A 14,219-nucleotide genomic window follows, 5' to 3' on the forward strand; every position below is an offset into this window, starting at 1 on the left:
CACTAATTCCACTGCTTGCCGTAGATCATCAGCCTGCACATCACTGCGTCCATCCAAAGCGGCGATCGCCTTCGCTACCCGCATGGCAAACAATTCTCCCCGATGGCCCTGGAGACCACCCCGGATCGCTTCCTCCACTAAGTAACCCACTTGCTCCGAGGTTAGACTTACTTCCTTGAGCCATTCCCGGGCCAAAATGATGGTGGTTTTGAGGTCGTCCAATTCAGCGTCGTATTGGTCAATAAAACTAATGGGAGAATCGGCATAGGCTAGCACCTGGTCCACCGCTGCTACCCGTTGATCCAATCCCAAAATACCGTCTGCACTCAAGGCGATCGCAATGCGGTCCAGTAAATGTCGCCGCAACGGCCCCTCTTCGGGGTTATAGGTGGCAATCAATAAAGGTTGGCAGGGATGCTGAAAACTAATGCCCTCCCGTTCAATCTGGTTTTTGCCTTCCGTTAGCACCGTTAGTAATTGGTTGGCAATTTGGTCGTCCAACAAATTCAACTCGTCAATATATAAAACTCCCCGGTGGGCCTGGGCCAATAAGCCCGGCTGAAATACCGCTTCCCCCTGTTTAACGGATTTTTCCACATCCACCGACCCCAACAGCCGATCTTCCGTTACCCCCAACGGAATTTGGATAAAGGGAGCGGGAATGACCTCGGTTTCCAACTGATCCAGGGGAACATCGGCAAATTTTTCGAGGGTGTCATCGTCCCAACTGCCGGGATTTTTCGGGTCGCATTGGTAACGGTTGCCCTTAATAATTTCAATGGGGGGTAACAGGGTGTGAATTGCCCTGGCCATGACCGATTTCGCTGTGCCCCGCCGTCCCGCAATCACAATGCCCCCCAACCCCGGATCGATCGCCCCTAGGAGTAGGGCTAGTTTGATCGCTTCTTGGCCAACGATCGCCGTAATCGGGAAATTTAAGGGGATAAAAGGGGTCAGGGTGGTCATGGAGAATAAACTTTACCGACAGGAGACAGAGTTGAGCAACAAGTTAACATCATCCCTGGTGGGGCAGGACTTCTGCAACTTTTTTCGGATTCGTAGAATAATGGGGGGTAACTTGGGCAAAATCTCTAGACTTGTGAACTTTGTGGATGATCTCAGTGAATTTCCCCGCCAGCATCAAAACCATTGGGGGGTAACCACCCTAAATAATTGCCGTCCACCAGGAACTGGGCCCCTATGCTAGTTACCGATACCCTCCTGCTGGACTATAAACGTTGTCAACGCCGGGCCTATCTCAACACCCACGGCTCCAGTGAGGAACGCCGCCCGGAGCGGGATTTTTTACTCAAACTACGTCAGGAAAGCCAAAGACATATCCAAGAAGTTCTGGAAGAACAGTTTCCCCATTACCGGGAACCCGAAACCCCCACCCACCTTGGCCAGGAGCGGGCCCAGGAAACGAAAAGCCTAATGGCCCAGGGAGTGGATTGCATTTATCGGGGTTATCTTTACCACAGTCTGCCGGTCAATTTAAACACCGACCATAACGGCCATTTGCCAGTACTAGAATTGTTGGGCCATCCCCATCTGTTGGTTAAAATTGCCGGTGAATCCCGTTGGGGCCCCTGGCAATATCGGCCAGTGAGTATCCAGTTGGGCCGTCGGCCAAAACCAGAATACAAGATTCTAGCCGCTTTCTATGCCCAGTTGTTGGCAGTGCATCAGGGATCGTTGCCCCGTTGGGTAGAAATTATTCTGCGGCGGGGTAATTCTTACTCGGTGGATTTGTGGGAATGGTTGCCCCGCTTTCACCAAACCCTAGCCGACTGTGTGCAAACCCTAATTCATCAACGGGAACCGGAGGTATTTATTTCCCGCCAACGGTGTAATCTCTGCCACTGGTATGACCATTGCTACGCCATTGCCCAGGAGCAGCAACACCTTTCCCTCGTCCCCGGAGTCACCCCCAGCCGCTATGAATCCTTGCAAATGGTGGGAGTCTTGACCATTGACTCCCTAGCGCGACTCCAGGCGGCCCAGGTGGGGGAATTAATGGGCTCGACAATCGCCAGGCAGTTACAGCAACAGGCCTTGGCCTTGGTGGAAAAACGCCCTCTCCTAAAAACCACAGTGGCCTCCCCCCTGCCCCAGGCGACGGTGGAATTATATTTCGACATCGAAGCGGAACCAGAACGAAATTTGGATTATTTGCTGGGGGTAGTGGTGGTGAATCGAGAGGAAAAAACGGAAAAATTCTATGGTTTTTTGGCCCATAATCCAGAAGAAGAAGGCATTATTTGGCAAGAGTTTATTGATTTAATTCAAAGTTATCCCGATGCTCCTATTTATCATTTCTCCGAATATGAACGGGAAACCATCAAGCGCTTGGGTAAACTCTACGGCACACCGCCTAAATTGCGGGAACAAATGTTAGATCAATGCGTAGATTTGCATCACTACGTCACCAACCATGTGATTTGTCCAGTGGAAAGTTATTCCCTCAAATCCTTAGCCAGTTGGTTAGGTTTTCAGTGGCGGGATGCCCAGGCCAGCGGCGACCAATCAGTCTGTTGGTATGATAATTGGTTGACCAGTGGCGATCACCAATTTTTAGAATTGATTTTGCGTTACAACGAAGATGATTGCCGGGCTACTTGGATATTAAAGGATTGGCTCAGTCAATTTTTAGCAGCGTAGTTTGTTGGACATTCACAGATTTGATCAACGGCTTGGGCTGAATTGTATCAACATCTTCATGGTCAGAGTTAGAGTGCCAACCAGTGGACTTACTTTAACTAAGAATGAGGCAGTTATGCTACCATAGGACAAAATGAACCGTCGATTTATCTGTCATCAAAACGATTATGTCCTATAGTCTTGATTTGCGATTGAAGGTTATACAGTTCATAGAAGAAGGTGGTGGTGTAACCAAAGCAGCCAAAACATTCAAAGTCAGCAAAGCAACCATTTATCGTTGGTTGGGCAGGGAAGATTTAGCCCCCACCAAGGTGGAAAATCGCCGCCGAAAAATAGATGTGAAGGAACTAGAAGAAGACGTCGAAAAAAATCCCCACACCCCATTGATCGAAAGGGCCCAAAAGTTTGGCGTGACCCCCGCCACTCTATGCTATAGATTCAAGAAAATGAAAATTACTAGGAGAAAAAATGGCTACTTTATCAAGAAAGAGAGAAAGAAAAACAATGATAATGTCAGGGATAACTAAACAATTGACAGCAAATTTCCAATTAACTTGATACAGATGAAACAGTCGCAATACTTACGTAAAAATTTTGCTGTGCTACTCAGATACCTTAGCGACTCTGTTAAGCATAAATAATCTACCTACTCATTCCTAAAAAAGCAGGGGGGAAATAAGATTAGACGCAAAGCATGGAGTTCTATTTTTGCTTTCTCAATAACCAAAATCCGGTGGTGGTGACCCCAGAATCATCGGGCTGGAGCCATAAAAAATGTAAGCCTTTGGCCTTTTGTTGCCGCTGATTAAATACCCCCGCCGCTGTGGCCATTTCCCCGTCTTTAAAGGTGACCATCACCCATCGATCGCCGGTTTGGGTATGAAGTACCAGTCCTCCTGATTGTTGGGGGTCTTCGGCAATATAGAGCAGACTTGTTGGTTGTTGTTCTGCTAACCATTGACCAATCTGACGGCATTGGCGGCCACCATAAATAACCACGCCGGGTATGGACAAATCCGCGGCTAAACCTAGCTGGAGGGGGGACAAATGCTCCGGCATGGCTTGATAACGCATCGGGCGATCGCCAAAATAGGGCCAGATATCCTGGGCCGGCAGAGCGACAAATTGCCAACTTTCCCCCAGTAGATGATCGGGCAAGGGTTGGGGAGGAGAGGGCAGAGAATTAACCATGGTTGAGAAGTGAAAATTACAGTCGAACAAAGTTTCTAGTTAACAATTAGGCGCTTAGGCGCTACAGGAAAGATGGGATTCCAGCAACGCCACAATGGGCCAATGACGATTCAAGCGTGCTAAATCGAGGGCTGTTTGCCCACCCTGGTTTTTGAGGTTAACGTCCAAAGCGGGGAACTTAGCCAGTAGGGTTTGCGCCGCCTCTCCATGGCCCCGATGACAAGCCCACATCAGTGCAGTGGAGCCGCTGGGATCACCACGGTTAACTTGGACAGCATAATTAGCAATGGTGGTAATCACGGCACTCAGATTTTCCATGGCCGCCAGCATTAAAGGGGTTTTTCCCTCCCATAGGGTTTGATCGAGGTCAACTCCTGCCTGCCCTAGGGCGTTAACCATGGCCGCTTGGGTCTGGGCATCCCCATGGGTGGCAGTTAGAGCTGTGAGGAGTGGCGGTTCCCCTTTGCCGGAGAAATTACCATCGGCCCCGGCATTGAGAAGTTGACCCACAATCCCCAAATGTCCCTGGGCGATCGCCAAATGTATGGCCGTGTCCCCCGCTTGATTAACCGTATTCACCATATCCCTGGGGCCATTTTTTAATAGAACCGCCACCATGGGTTCATAACCTTCCAAACAGGCCAGATGTAAGGCTGTATCTCCGGCTTCTCCAGCTTGGGCGAGGGGATAACCAGCTTCAATTAATGCTTGGACGGCAAAAGTGTTGCCTTCCTCCACCGCTGTGAACCAACCATTTTGATCCCAAGGGGCACCGGCTTGCAGTAAACAATCAACGATGGCTTGGCCAGCTATTTTGATGGCCAGGGTCAGGGGTAAATTGCCATCCCCATCCCTCAGATCCAGCCTAGCTTGGTGCCTTACCAGCTTCTGTACCATGGCCAGATTTTGCTGTTTAATGGCCCATTCCAGCGCCGTTGTGCCCTGTTGATCCTGGATCTGGGCCTTGCTCCCTACCCTTAATAAGGTTTCCACCAACGGCAAATTATTGCGATAGGCCGCCATCATCAACGCCGTGGTACCGTCATCGTTGCCTTGATTTACCTCGGCGCCAAATTCGATTAACACTGCGGCGATCGCCTGTTGAGCCAGATTTTTTTCAGCGTCATTGGGGTGGTACTGTAGCCCCGCCAACAACATTAGGGGGGTAATGCCATGGGGCGGCCGGGAGCGGTTGGGGTCAGCCCCCGCTTGGAGTAGTTGTTTGACGGTGATCATTTCCAGGGCCGCTACGCCATACATCAAAGCTGTCAGTCCCCTGGCATCCCTTTGATTAACCTGGTCTGGGGTGGCAGTAAATAAGTGTTTTTGCACCAATTGCCATTGACCCTGTTTAGCCGCTACCACAATGGGATTGACCATGGTTTGATTGCTGATTTTTGAGTAAAAATGCTTTGACTTTTGCCCGTTTGGATTGCCCATTTCCCAAAATATCATTGTTATTCGGGGCCTGGGCATTCCCCCGTCGGGGATTTTTGCCAACAACCTAGGGTGATGGTAGCGAGGGGATTTGTAACAAAAAGCAACATGGCCAGCAAATCTCGATAAAAGTTACCCTCCATTGGTTGGGAACTGCTTTAAACTAGGCTTAAGCCCCAATTTATGGCGATGGCCCCCACCACAAGAGGTAACTACGAGCATGGGCAAACCCACTGGTTTTCTGGAATATACCCGCGAAATTCCCCAAGAGTTAAGCCCTGGCGATCGCCTGAGGAATTGGGACGAATTCCACCTAACCATGCCCGACCAACAGGTGGAAACCCAAGGGGCCCGTTGCATGGATTGCGGCACGCCCTTTTGCCACACCGGTAATTTGATCAGTGGCATGGCCAGTGGTTGCCCGATCAATAACCTCATCCCGGAATTCAACGACCTAGTCTATCGGGGCCTGTGGCGGGAAGCCCTAGACCGCCTCCATAAAACCAATAATTTTCCCGAATTCACCGGTCGAGTTTGTCCCGCTCCCTGTGAAGGCTCCTGTGTGTTGGGCATCAACAATCCCCCGGTGACCATCAAAAACATTGAATATTCCATCATCGAAAAGGGTTGGCAGGAAGGTTGGGTGACCCCGGAACCACCCGCAAAACGTACTGGGAAAAAAGTAGCGGTGGTGGGGTCTGGCCCCGCTGGTTTGGCCGCCGCTGCCCAACTGAATAAGGCGGGCCATTGGGTGACGGTTTACGAACGGGAAGACCGCCCCGGTGGTTTGCTCATGTACGGCATTCCCAATATGAAGTTGGACAAAGAAGAGGTGGTGCTCCGCCGGTTGAACGTACTGGAAGCGGAAGGAGTCACCTTTGTTTGCAATACCGAAATTGGCAAGGATTTACCCCCAGAAACCCTACTCAAAGACTACGATGCGGTGGTGCTTTGTACCGGTGCCACTAAGCCCAGGGATTTGGCGATCGCCGGTCGGGAATTGGAAGGTATTCACTTTGCCATGGAATTTTTGACCGCCAACACTAAGGCAATTTTAAATAAGGCTGCCGGTCCGGACTTTATTAGTGCCAAAGACAAGGACGTGGTGATCATCGGTGGGGGAGATACTGGTACTGACTGCGTGGGGACTTCCCTCCGCCACGGTTGCAGAAGCTTAGTGCAACTGGAAATTATGCCCAAACCCCCCGAGGAACGGGCCGCCAATAATCCCTGGCCAGAATGGCCCAAAGTGTACAAAATGGACTACGGCCAGGAAGAAGCCGCCGCCGTCTATGGGCACGATCCCCGCAGTTATCTCACCACCGCCACTAAAATTGAAGGGGACGACCAAGGGCGGGTTAAGGCGGTGCACACGGTGGATGTGCGTTGGGAAAAGGATGATCAGGGACGCTTTATTCCCCAGCAAGTGGCCGGTACGGAACAGGTCAGACCGGCCCAGTTGGTACTGCTGGCCATGGGATTCCTGGGGCCGGAAAGTCAACTGCTGGACACAATGAAACTAGCTAAAGATGGCCGGGGCAATATCAAAGCCGAATATGGCCAGTATGAAACTAGTATTCCTGGTGTCTTTGCCGCTGGGGACTGTCGCCGGGGTCAAAGTTTAGTGGTCTGGGCCTTCAATGAAGGTCGAGGGGCGGCTAAAGCCTGTGACGTTTACCTCATGGGGGAAACGGATCTCCCCTAGGTGCCCATAGCCATCGGTTAATTGATCATATGAATGAGCGTCGGCAGCGGCGATCGCCCCCTAATTTTTTTTGATTAGCAATGCTGAACAGTCGAATTAAAAATTATCATAATCCCTTATATTGTCAAAGGGCCCAAGGTTTCCTATGCTTTTCATAGGGTAGATAATCAAATTTCCGTAAATTTTTTATTTATCCTCCTAAATTCGACCTCAACAGCAGGAAAGTCTGTCAGGAGCCGATACTTTTTGTGTCGGGGGTTTGTCTTGGGTTCCTAAGATCTGCTCTGAAATTCTCTTGATTTTTCCGTTCACCAAAGCTGTTACTGTGGACTGTTAGGCAATCAATCGGGTTCTGAGTTTTGCTCCCTTGGTGGGAATGGCCAGATCCGGCTCTGCCTCTGACCACAGTCGAACTCGCCTGCTAACTTTTACCCGCCCTTTCACGATTCTAGGAGACTATCCCCCATGTCCATTGCAGTTGGAATGATCGAAACCCGTGGCTTCCCCGCTGTTGTAGAAGCGGCCGACTCCATGGTTAAAGCCGCTCGGGTTACCCTGGTGGGCTACGAAAAAATCGGTAGCGGTCGGGTTACCGTCATTGTGCGGGGGGATGTGTCCGAAGTACAAGCTTCTGTTTCCGCTGGTATTGAAGCCGCTAACCGAGTCAACGGTGGCGAAGTGCTTTCCACCCATATCATCGCCCGTCCCCACGAAAACCTGGAATACGTCCTTCCCATTCGCTACACCGAAGAAGTTGAACAATTTCGGACATATTAATTCCCCTTTGCTTGGCGATCGGTAGTCAACTACACAGAATAGCCGGCACTGCCGAGCCTGAGCCGTGGGCGCTGATCAGCGTAATTTTGATTTTTTGATTTGATATTCCCTGGGAGTAACTTAAACCTATGTCAATTGCAGTTGGAATGATTGAAACCCTCGGGTTTCCCGCCGTTGTGGAAGCCGCCGACTCCATGGTGAAAGCCGCCCGGGTTACCCTGGTGGGCTACGAAAAAATTGGTAGCGGTCGGGTTACCGTGATTGTGCGGGGTGACGTGTCTGAAGTGCAGGCCTCGGTTACCGCTGGCATCGAGAACATCCGTCGGGTGAACGGTGGTGAGGTTTTGTCTAACCACATTATTGCCCGTCCCCACGAAAACCTAGAGTATGTTCTTCCCATTCGCTACACCGAAGCAGTGGAACAGTTCCGGGAAATCGTTAACCCTTCCATTATCCGCCGTTAGTTTTCCCTGTAAATTTTGAGCCCAATTAAGCCATGCAACTTGCCAAAGTTTTGGGGACCGTGGTCAGTACATCGAAGACACCAAACTTGACCGGCGTCAAGCTGCTTCTGGTTCAGTTCCTCGACACCAAAGGCCAACCCCTAGAACGCTATGAGGTGGCCGGCGATGTGGTGGGGGCAGGCTTGAATGAATGGGTGCTGGTGGCCCGGGGTAGTGCCGCCCGTAAGGAACGGGGTAATGGCGATCGCCCCCTGGATGCCATGGTGGTGGGCATTATCGACACGGTTAATGTGGCTAGTGGCTCCCTCTATAACAAGAGGGATGATGGGAGATAGTGCTCCCCCCCTTTTCCCATCCTTCCTATCCACTGGGGGAATAGGGTTTTGCTTGGGACGTATTTGAACCCGATGCAGTGCTAGCAAAGCCCCTGGGCTGGTTGTTCGCTGTATCTAGGAGGAACTATTGCATGGGATCTCGCACCGCCTTGGCCTCCAGGCCTTGGTCCAAACATTTAGCAGACCCCCAAATTGACCCGACGGCCTACGTGCATTCGTTTGCCAATGTGGTGGGGGATGTGCGCATTCAACCTGGGGTCAGTGTTGCCCCTGGTAGCTCCATCCGAGCCGACGAGGGCACCCCCTTTTGGATTGGCAATAATGCTTTAATTCAGCACGGAGTGGTAATCCACGGCCTAGAAACTGGTCGGGTACTGGGGGACGATGACCAGGAATATTCTGTTTGGATTGGGCCGGGCACCTGTGTGGCCCATTTGGCTTTGATTCACGGCCCAGCTTACCTAGGGGCTAATTGCTTCATTGGTTTCCGTTCCACTGTGCTCAATGCACGGGTGGGGGACGGGGCGGTGGTGATGATGCATTCCCTTGTCCAGAATGTGGAAATTCCCCCCAACAAGTTGGTGCCCTCCGGTGCCATGATTACCCAGCAACACCAAGCAGATAGTTTGCCGGATGTGCAAGCTGGCGATCGCCATTTTGTCCAGCAGATTGCGGCCATGCAAGGGGAAAGTTCTTCCCCGACCCAGGGGAATAGTCCCGCCGTCTGTGTTTTGCCGGAGTCCCTCCCCGCTGTTACCCCCGTTACCGAAACTCCCTATATAAATTCCATAGACAACATGAGTATTAATTCTGACATTACCAACCAGATCCGCTCCCTCCTGGCCCAGGGCTATGGTATTGGGGCAGAGCACGCCAACGAACGACGTTTCAAAACTAAATCTTGGCAGAGCTGTGGCACCGCCGATGGTTTCCGCCCCGACCAGGTCATTGCCACGGTGGAAGGTTGGCTCCAGGAGTTTGCGGGGGAATATGTGCGCCTAATTGGCATTGACCAGGGGGCCAAGCGCAGGGTGGTGGAAGTGATTATCCAACGCCCCGGCGATGTACCCGGTTCCCCCAGTCGGGGCACCACCACGACCAAGGCCTTGAGCAGTGGCAGTGCCAGCCGGAGTAGCGCGGCCCAGGGAGGAAGCTTAGCTGGGGACAGTGCTAATCAGATGCGCGCTCTGTTGCACCAGGGTTGCAAAATTGGTTTGGAATATGCCAGCGCCCGTCGCTTCAAAACCGGCTCTTGGTTGACCGGGGGGACTATTAGCAGTCATCGGGAAGGGGAAGCTCTGCAGGAATTAAATCGTTTCATTGCTGACCACACCAATGAATATGTACGCATTATCGGCATTGATCCGGCGGGTAAACGGCGACTGGCAGAAATTGTTGTACACCGTCCCAATGGCAATGGTGTCAGCAAGTCCAGCAGTGCTAGCAGCGCCGGCACCTATAAATCGGCTCCAGTGAGTGCCCCCGGTAATAGCAGCGGTGGTGGTTTAACCCCAGAGGTAGTAGCAACGGTGCGGGGGTTACTGGCTAATGGTCACAGTATTGGCACCGAACACACGGATAAACGTCGCTTTAAAGCCAAATCCTGGGATACCTGTCCCACCATTGACGGGGGTCGGGAAGCTGAAGTTTTAGCCAAATTGGAAGCCTGCCTCGCTGACCATGCCGGGGAGTATGTGCGGATTATCGGCATTGACCGGGGAGCAAAACGACGGGTGTTGGAACAAATTATCCAACGTCCGGGGGATAACGTTACTTCCGGGCGATCGCCGTCTTCGGCTAGTGTTAGTAGCACTGGTAGTGCTTCCAGCAATGGCTTTGGCGGTAGCAACGGCAGCAGCTATGGTAACTCCGCTGTGCGTTTAGACAATAGTGTGGTCACCCAGGTGCGTTCCCTCCTGGCCCAAGGTTACAAAATTGGCACCGAACATACGGATAAACGCCGCTTTAAAGCCAAATCCTGGCAGAGTTGTGCCCCCATCACCAGTACCCACGAGTCGGAAGTGTTGCGGGCCCTAGAAGGTTGCTTGGCAGACCACAATGGCGAATATGTCCGCTTGTTGGGCATTGATCCGGCGGCTAAACGACGGGTGTTGGAAACCATTATTCAGCGTCCCTAGTAACCACTAGTCGACCAGCCCTCCGGATTTTGCCATGCAGTTACCGCCCGTTCACAGTGTTAGTCTTTCTGAATATTTTGTGAGTGGTAACGTGGTCATTCACGAAACAGCGGTGATTGCTCCGGGGGTTATTTTAGAAGCGGCTCCGGATTGTCAAATTACCATTGACGCCGGGGTCTGCATTGGTTTAGGCAGTGTAATTACCGCCCATGCCGGTGATGTCCAAATCCAAGCTCAGGCGGCGATCGCCCCTGGTTGTCTGCTCATTGGGCCAGTGACCATTGGACAAACAGCCTGCCTCGGTTCCCGGAGCACCGTTTTTCAACAAAACATTGATGCCCAGGCCCTGATTCCCCCTGGATCTTTACTAATTAATCGGGTTGTCAGTGCCCAGACGGTAACCGCCAGTGCTCCAACTAGTGATAGCGTTACCGAAGAAAATTCCGCTTCGATAGCAAATCCCATCGCCCCGATTCCTTCCCCCTGGGACAACGACCCCCCTGCCCCTAGGACGGATTCCCCCTCGGATAAACCCAAAGAATCCATGGCAAAGGAAACAATGCCAGATCCTGCCCAACCACAGGAACATATTCCCCCCAATCAACTCCCTAGGGAGTCGGTACCAACCGCTCCAACTGTGGTCACCACTACGCCGTTAGTCCCAGAAGAAATCAAGGAAAAGCCGCCCGTGGTGGGTCAGGTTTATATTAATCAATTGCTCTTAACTTTGTTTCCGGAACGACGATATTCTGGTTCCTAAATTGACGAGCATCAAACCATCGCACCATTACATAAAGTCTTTACCCCACATGAGGCGTTAGGGGAGCCATATCACCAATAATGGGAGTTAAGAACTGGCTAAACCGATTATTAAGTGAGGTAATGCCGACAAAAGCAGAGTTTATTGAAGTAGTGTCTGATTTTTGAGATAAGGTATTTACCATGGGGGAGATAGTCTTGAAAAATTAGCGTCTCCCTGGAAATCTCCCCTCCTCGCCTGTAGTCACGGTTTTTGTCCCGGCGCAGCTTGATTGTTGTTTTATGGGCAAAGTGGGGCTTTTTCTGGAAAAAACTGGTTGTCATTTGTCCCAGTTACCTCAGTCCATTGCGTCTCGCCTAAATTATGCTGATTTGTCCCCAGTGCTCCGCCGAAAATCCTAACCGTGACAGTGTTTGCCAAAAATGTGGCGCGTCCCTGAAGGAACGTCCCTGTAATCAGTGTGGAGAAATGGTGCAGTACGGAGAGGCCCATTGTCCCCATTGTGGGGCGATCGCCGGTCAGATATTAAAGGTGTTGGTGACAGTGCCAGTGGCAGTGGGCCCGGACGGGGAACCGGAGCAAAGTTTTGATCCCCAAAAGATCAAGCTTTATGAAAATTTTATTGATGTGGGTCAACGCTACCAATTACTGACTCCCGTGGAAGAAAATCCCTTTACCATTGGTGAGTTTGGGGGAGGGGAACAAATTATGCTCAAAAGTAGGGTGGTGGATTGCCAGCCCCTACAACCATCCGTACTGAAAGCATTATTATCCCAACAGGGAGACCTGTTAGCCCGATTACCCCAAATGTCCGACGGGGAAATTATGGCCGATGACACCTGGTCGAGCTTGAATTTACCCAAGGCGATTATTCCTTATTTTCGCTTTCCGGAATTGGTGCCCAAAATCCCCGAAGCCTACGATGCCTGGTGTGACGGAGATTATGGTTTTGTGTTAATGGAAGACCGTTCTGAATGGGATGTGTTGGCAGACATCCTGCGGGACGAAGGGGACTCCCTGCCTGGGCTGGAAATGGTTTTCTGGATTAATCAACTTTTCCAACTCTGGCATCAACTTGCCTCAGCCGGCTGGGGGAAAGGACTGTTGATGGCGCAAAATCTGCGGGTGGACGAAGACCAAAACATCGCCCTAGAGCAAATTTATGCCAATGGCAGCTCTCCGGTTTCCCTAGAGGAATTTGGCGATCTATTACATGGTTATTTTAGTCCGGTCCCCTCGGCGGGAGAAGAATTGTTGGCGATATTACAAAAAGCGGCCCAGGGTGAGTACCAAGACATGGACGATTTATTTACGGACATCGAAGATTTGGTGATTACGGTGGAGGAAGAAGGGGAAGATTTCACCATCCATGAAGTGGATTTCGAGCAGATTCCAGATGAGGTTTTTGCGGCGATCGAAAGTGGGGAAAGCGCTCTGCAAAGGGATGAAATTCCCTCCGGTACTAACCCGGTGACCATGCCCGATGCCAATGTGTTTGACTCGGAAGAGGTAGACGATGTCCCCACGGCGGTATTGCCTATGCAGTTAATTAGCCTGGTGGATGCGGGCTACACTGACCGGGGTGGGCACCGGCAGCACAATGAAGATTTTTTTGGCATCACAACAGATGTGGAAACCCATCGCAACAACCATGGCAAGACCATCAAAGCCCAAGGAATTTATGTAGTCTGTGATGGTATGGGAGGCCATGCCGCCGGGGAAGTGGCCAGTCAAATGGGGGTCAAAACCCTGCTGGAATATTTCCAAATTGTCATGGCCAATAAGTTGCCTGATAAAAAAACCATTGCTGAAGGCATTGGCCTGGCCAACCAAAAAATTTACGAAGTTAATCAAAGTAATGCCAGCTCCGGTAGTGGCCGCATGGGCACCACTCTGGTAATGACGCTGGTTAAGGACACCACCATGGCGATCGCCCACGTGGGGGACAGTCGTATTTACCGAGTCACCCGCAAAAACGGTTTAGAACAGTTGACGGTGGATCACGAAGTGGGCCAACAGGCCATCCTCAACGGACTGGAGCCGGATTTGGCCTATGCCCGCCCCGATGCCTATCAGTTGACCCAGGCCTTAGGTCCCCACAGTAGTAGCTATATCAAACCAGATGTACAAATCTTTGAAATTGAAGAAGATTGCCTGATTCTGCTCTGTTCTGATGGCATTTCCGACAATGATTTTGTCGAGGAGCATTGGCAAGAATTACTCCTGCCCTATGTTAGCTCTAGTCAAGACGTGGACCGGGGACTGAGAAAATTGATGGAGGCGGCCAATGAATACAATGGCCACGATAATTTGACCGGCGTATTGGTACGGCTTAAGGTTCGTCCCCAAATTCCTTTGGATGTATGGTAGTTTCAGTGGCTTCTGGTTGACGTTTGGCTAAGACAAATGCATCGATCGCCTTGCTGAGGATACAGGTATAGGTGAGGGCTTCTTCTAGCCGTTGGAAAGAGGGAATGACTAGACTGTGGCTGGCGGTTAAGACCAAAATTTCTGGCTTTTCCTGCCCCACCGTTAATACGGCTTCCACCGCGTCGGTAGGTACTTTTCCCAGGGGTTGATTGTCCAAATTTGCCCGTACAAAATGTTGGTCCACAGCACAGTACTTAACCCGACTAAGGCGCCAGCCCCGGTAAATCATAATGGCGGTCGCCAGCAGTAGGGGCAGACCAATGCGCCAATCTTGCCAGGGCATCATTAAACCGAAATTATTTGGTATCTCAACGTAAACCA

At 51.2% G+C, this 14,219-nt stretch carries 13 protein-coding genes and 1 pseudogene; 9 read left to right on the forward strand and 5 right to left on the reverse strand.

Going from position 1 to position 14,219, the window contains the following annotated elements:
- A partial coding sequence (locus IQ219_RS08045) for an ATP-binding protein (RefSeq protein WP_194072287.1) occupies window positions 1-966 on the reverse strand: 966 nt, incomplete at its 3' end.
- A 234-nt stretch (window positions 967-1,200) separates the two neighbouring features.
- Between IQ219_RS08045 and IQ219_RS08050 the strand changes: the two genes are divergently transcribed.
- Both IQ219_RS08050 and IQ219_RS08055 read left to right on the forward strand, forming a co-directional pair.
- Complete coding sequence (locus IQ219_RS08050; RefSeq protein ID WP_194072288.1) at window positions 1,201-2,661, forward strand: TM0106 family RecB-like putative nuclease; 1,461 nt, start codon at window positions 1,201-1,203, stop codon at window positions 2,659-2,661.
- Between the two features lie 167 nt (window positions 2,662-2,828).
- A complete protein-coding gene (locus tag IQ219_RS08055) occupies window positions 2,829-3,188 on the forward strand; it encodes an IS630 transposase-related protein (RefSeq protein ID WP_190597581.1) in 360 nt (119 codons plus the stop codon).
- 175 nt (window positions 3,189-3,363) lie between these two features.
- Here the strand turns inward: IQ219_RS08055 and IQ219_RS08060 are convergent, their stop codons facing one another.
- From IQ219_RS08060 to IQ219_RS20365, 3 genes are all read right to left on the reverse strand, one after another.
- Complete coding sequence (locus tag IQ219_RS08060) at window positions 3,364-3,852, reverse strand: Tab2 family RNA-binding protein (protein ID WP_228016805.1); 489 nt, start codon at window positions 3,850-3,852, stop codon at window positions 3,364-3,366.
- Window positions 3,853-3,906: 54 nt separating this feature from the next.
- Window positions 3,907-5,232 (reverse strand): ankyrin repeat domain-containing protein, encoded by a 1,326-nt coding sequence (locus tag IQ219_RS08065; RefSeq protein WP_194072289.1) that lies wholly within the window; start codon window positions 5,230-5,232, stop codon window positions 3,907-3,909.
- Window positions 5,233-5,309: 77 nt separating this feature from the next.
- Window positions 5,310-5,432 (reverse strand): hypothetical protein, encoded by a 123-nt coding sequence (locus tag IQ219_RS20365; protein WP_255512812.1) that lies wholly within the window; start codon window positions 5,430-5,432, stop codon window positions 5,310-5,312.
- A gap of 77 nt (window positions 5,433-5,509) precedes the next feature.
- Between IQ219_RS20365 and gltD the strand changes: the two genes are divergently transcribed.
- From gltD to IQ219_RS08100, 7 genes are all read left to right on the forward strand, one after another.
- Window positions 5,510-6,994 carry a glutamate synthase small subunit gene (gltD, locus tag IQ219_RS08070; RefSeq protein ID WP_194072290.1) on the forward strand — a complete coding sequence of 495 codons (1,485 nt, stop codon included), beginning with the start codon at window positions 5,510-5,512 and terminating at the stop codon, window positions 6,992-6,994.
- Between the two features lie 465 nt (window positions 6,995-7,459).
- A complete protein-coding gene (locus IQ219_RS08075) occupies window positions 7,460-7,771 on the forward strand; it encodes a carbon dioxide-concentrating mechanism protein CcmK (protein ID WP_010871406.1) in 312 nt (103 codons plus the stop codon).
- A gap of 128 nt (window positions 7,772-7,899) precedes the next feature.
- Complete coding sequence (locus tag IQ219_RS08080; RefSeq protein WP_010871405.1) at window positions 7,900-8,235, forward strand: carbon dioxide-concentrating mechanism protein CcmK; 336 nt, start codon at window positions 7,900-7,902, stop codon at window positions 8,233-8,235.
- 32 nt (window positions 8,236-8,267) lie between these two features.
- A complete protein-coding gene (locus tag IQ219_RS08085; RefSeq protein ID WP_010871404.1) occupies window positions 8,268-8,570 on the forward strand; it encodes a EutN/CcmL family microcompartment protein in 303 nt (100 codons plus the stop codon).
- A 131-nt stretch (window positions 8,571-8,701) separates the two neighbouring features.
- Entirely contained in the window at window positions 8,702-10,708 is a 2,007-nt protein-coding gene (locus IQ219_RS08090; RefSeq protein WP_194072291.1) for a ribulose bisphosphate carboxylase small subunit, read from the forward strand.
- Window positions 10,709-10,742: 34 nt separating this feature from the next.
- Window positions 10,743-11,468: a hypothetical protein gene (locus tag IQ219_RS08095; RefSeq protein WP_194072292.1), complete on the forward strand. Its 726-nt coding sequence runs from the start codon at window positions 10,743-10,745 to the stop codon at window positions 11,466-11,468.
- Window positions 11,469-11,831: 363 nt separating this feature from the next.
- Window positions 11,832-13,838: a serine/threonine phosphatase gene (locus IQ219_RS08100; RefSeq protein WP_194072293.1), complete on the forward strand. Its 2,007-nt coding sequence runs from the start codon at window positions 11,832-11,834 to the stop codon at window positions 13,836-13,838.
- Here the strand turns inward: IQ219_RS08100 and IQ219_RS08105 are convergent.
- Window positions 13,801-14,219: pseudogene (locus IQ219_RS08105) on the reverse strand (hypothetical protein); the annotation flags it as partial. The gene IQ219_RS08100 and the pseudogene IQ219_RS08105 overlap by 38 nt on opposite strands.

The organism is Synechocystis sp. LEGE 06083 (assembly GCF_015207725.1).
GTDB classification, from domain to species: domain Bacteria; phylum Cyanobacteriota; class Cyanobacteriia; order Cyanobacteriales; family Microcystaceae; genus Synechocystis; species Synechocystis salina.

Excerpts from the sequence above, each read along its gene's own strand:
- IQ219_RS08050 (WP_194072288.1), top strand. The coding sequence starts at position 1,201 with ATGCTAGTTACCGATACCCTCCTGCTGGACTATAAACGTTGTCAACGC.
- IQ219_RS08055 (WP_190597581.1), top strand. The coding sequence starts at position 2,829 with ATGTCCTATAGTCTTGATTTGCGATTGAAGGTTATACAGTTCATAGAA.
- IQ219_RS08060 (WP_228016805.1), bottom strand. The coding sequence starts at position 3,852 with ATGGTTAATTCTCTGCCCTCTCCTCCCCAACCCTTGCCCGATCATCTA.
- IQ219_RS08065 (WP_194072289.1), bottom strand. The coding sequence starts at position 5,232 with ATGGTCAATCCCATTGTGGTAGCGGCTAAACAGGGTCAATGGCAATTG.
- IQ219_RS20365 (WP_255512812.1), bottom strand. The coding sequence starts at position 5,432 with ATGGAGGGTAACTTTTATCGAGATTTGCTGGCCATGTTGCTTTTTGTT.
- gltD (WP_194072290.1), top strand. The coding sequence starts at position 5,510 with ATGGGCAAACCCACTGGTTTTCTGGAATATACCCGCGAAATTCCCCAA.
- IQ219_RS08075 (WP_010871406.1), top strand. The coding sequence starts at position 7,460 with ATGTCCATTGCAGTTGGAATGATCGAAACCCGTGGCTTCCCCGCTGTT.
- IQ219_RS08080 (WP_010871405.1), top strand. The coding sequence starts at position 7,900 with ATGTCAATTGCAGTTGGAATGATTGAAACCCTCGGGTTTCCCGCCGTT.
- IQ219_RS08085 (WP_010871404.1), top strand. The coding sequence starts at position 8,268 with ATGCAACTTGCCAAAGTTTTGGGGACCGTGGTCAGTACATCGAAGACA.
- IQ219_RS08090 (WP_194072291.1), top strand. The coding sequence starts at position 8,702 with ATGGGATCTCGCACCGCCTTGGCCTCCAGGCCTTGGTCCAAACATTTA.
- IQ219_RS08095 (WP_194072292.1), top strand. The coding sequence starts at position 10,743 with ATGCAGTTACCGCCCGTTCACAGTGTTAGTCTTTCTGAATATTTTGTG.
- IQ219_RS08100 (WP_194072293.1), top strand. The coding sequence starts at position 11,832 with ATGCTGATTTGTCCCCAGTGCTCCGCCGAAAATCCTAACCGTGACAGT.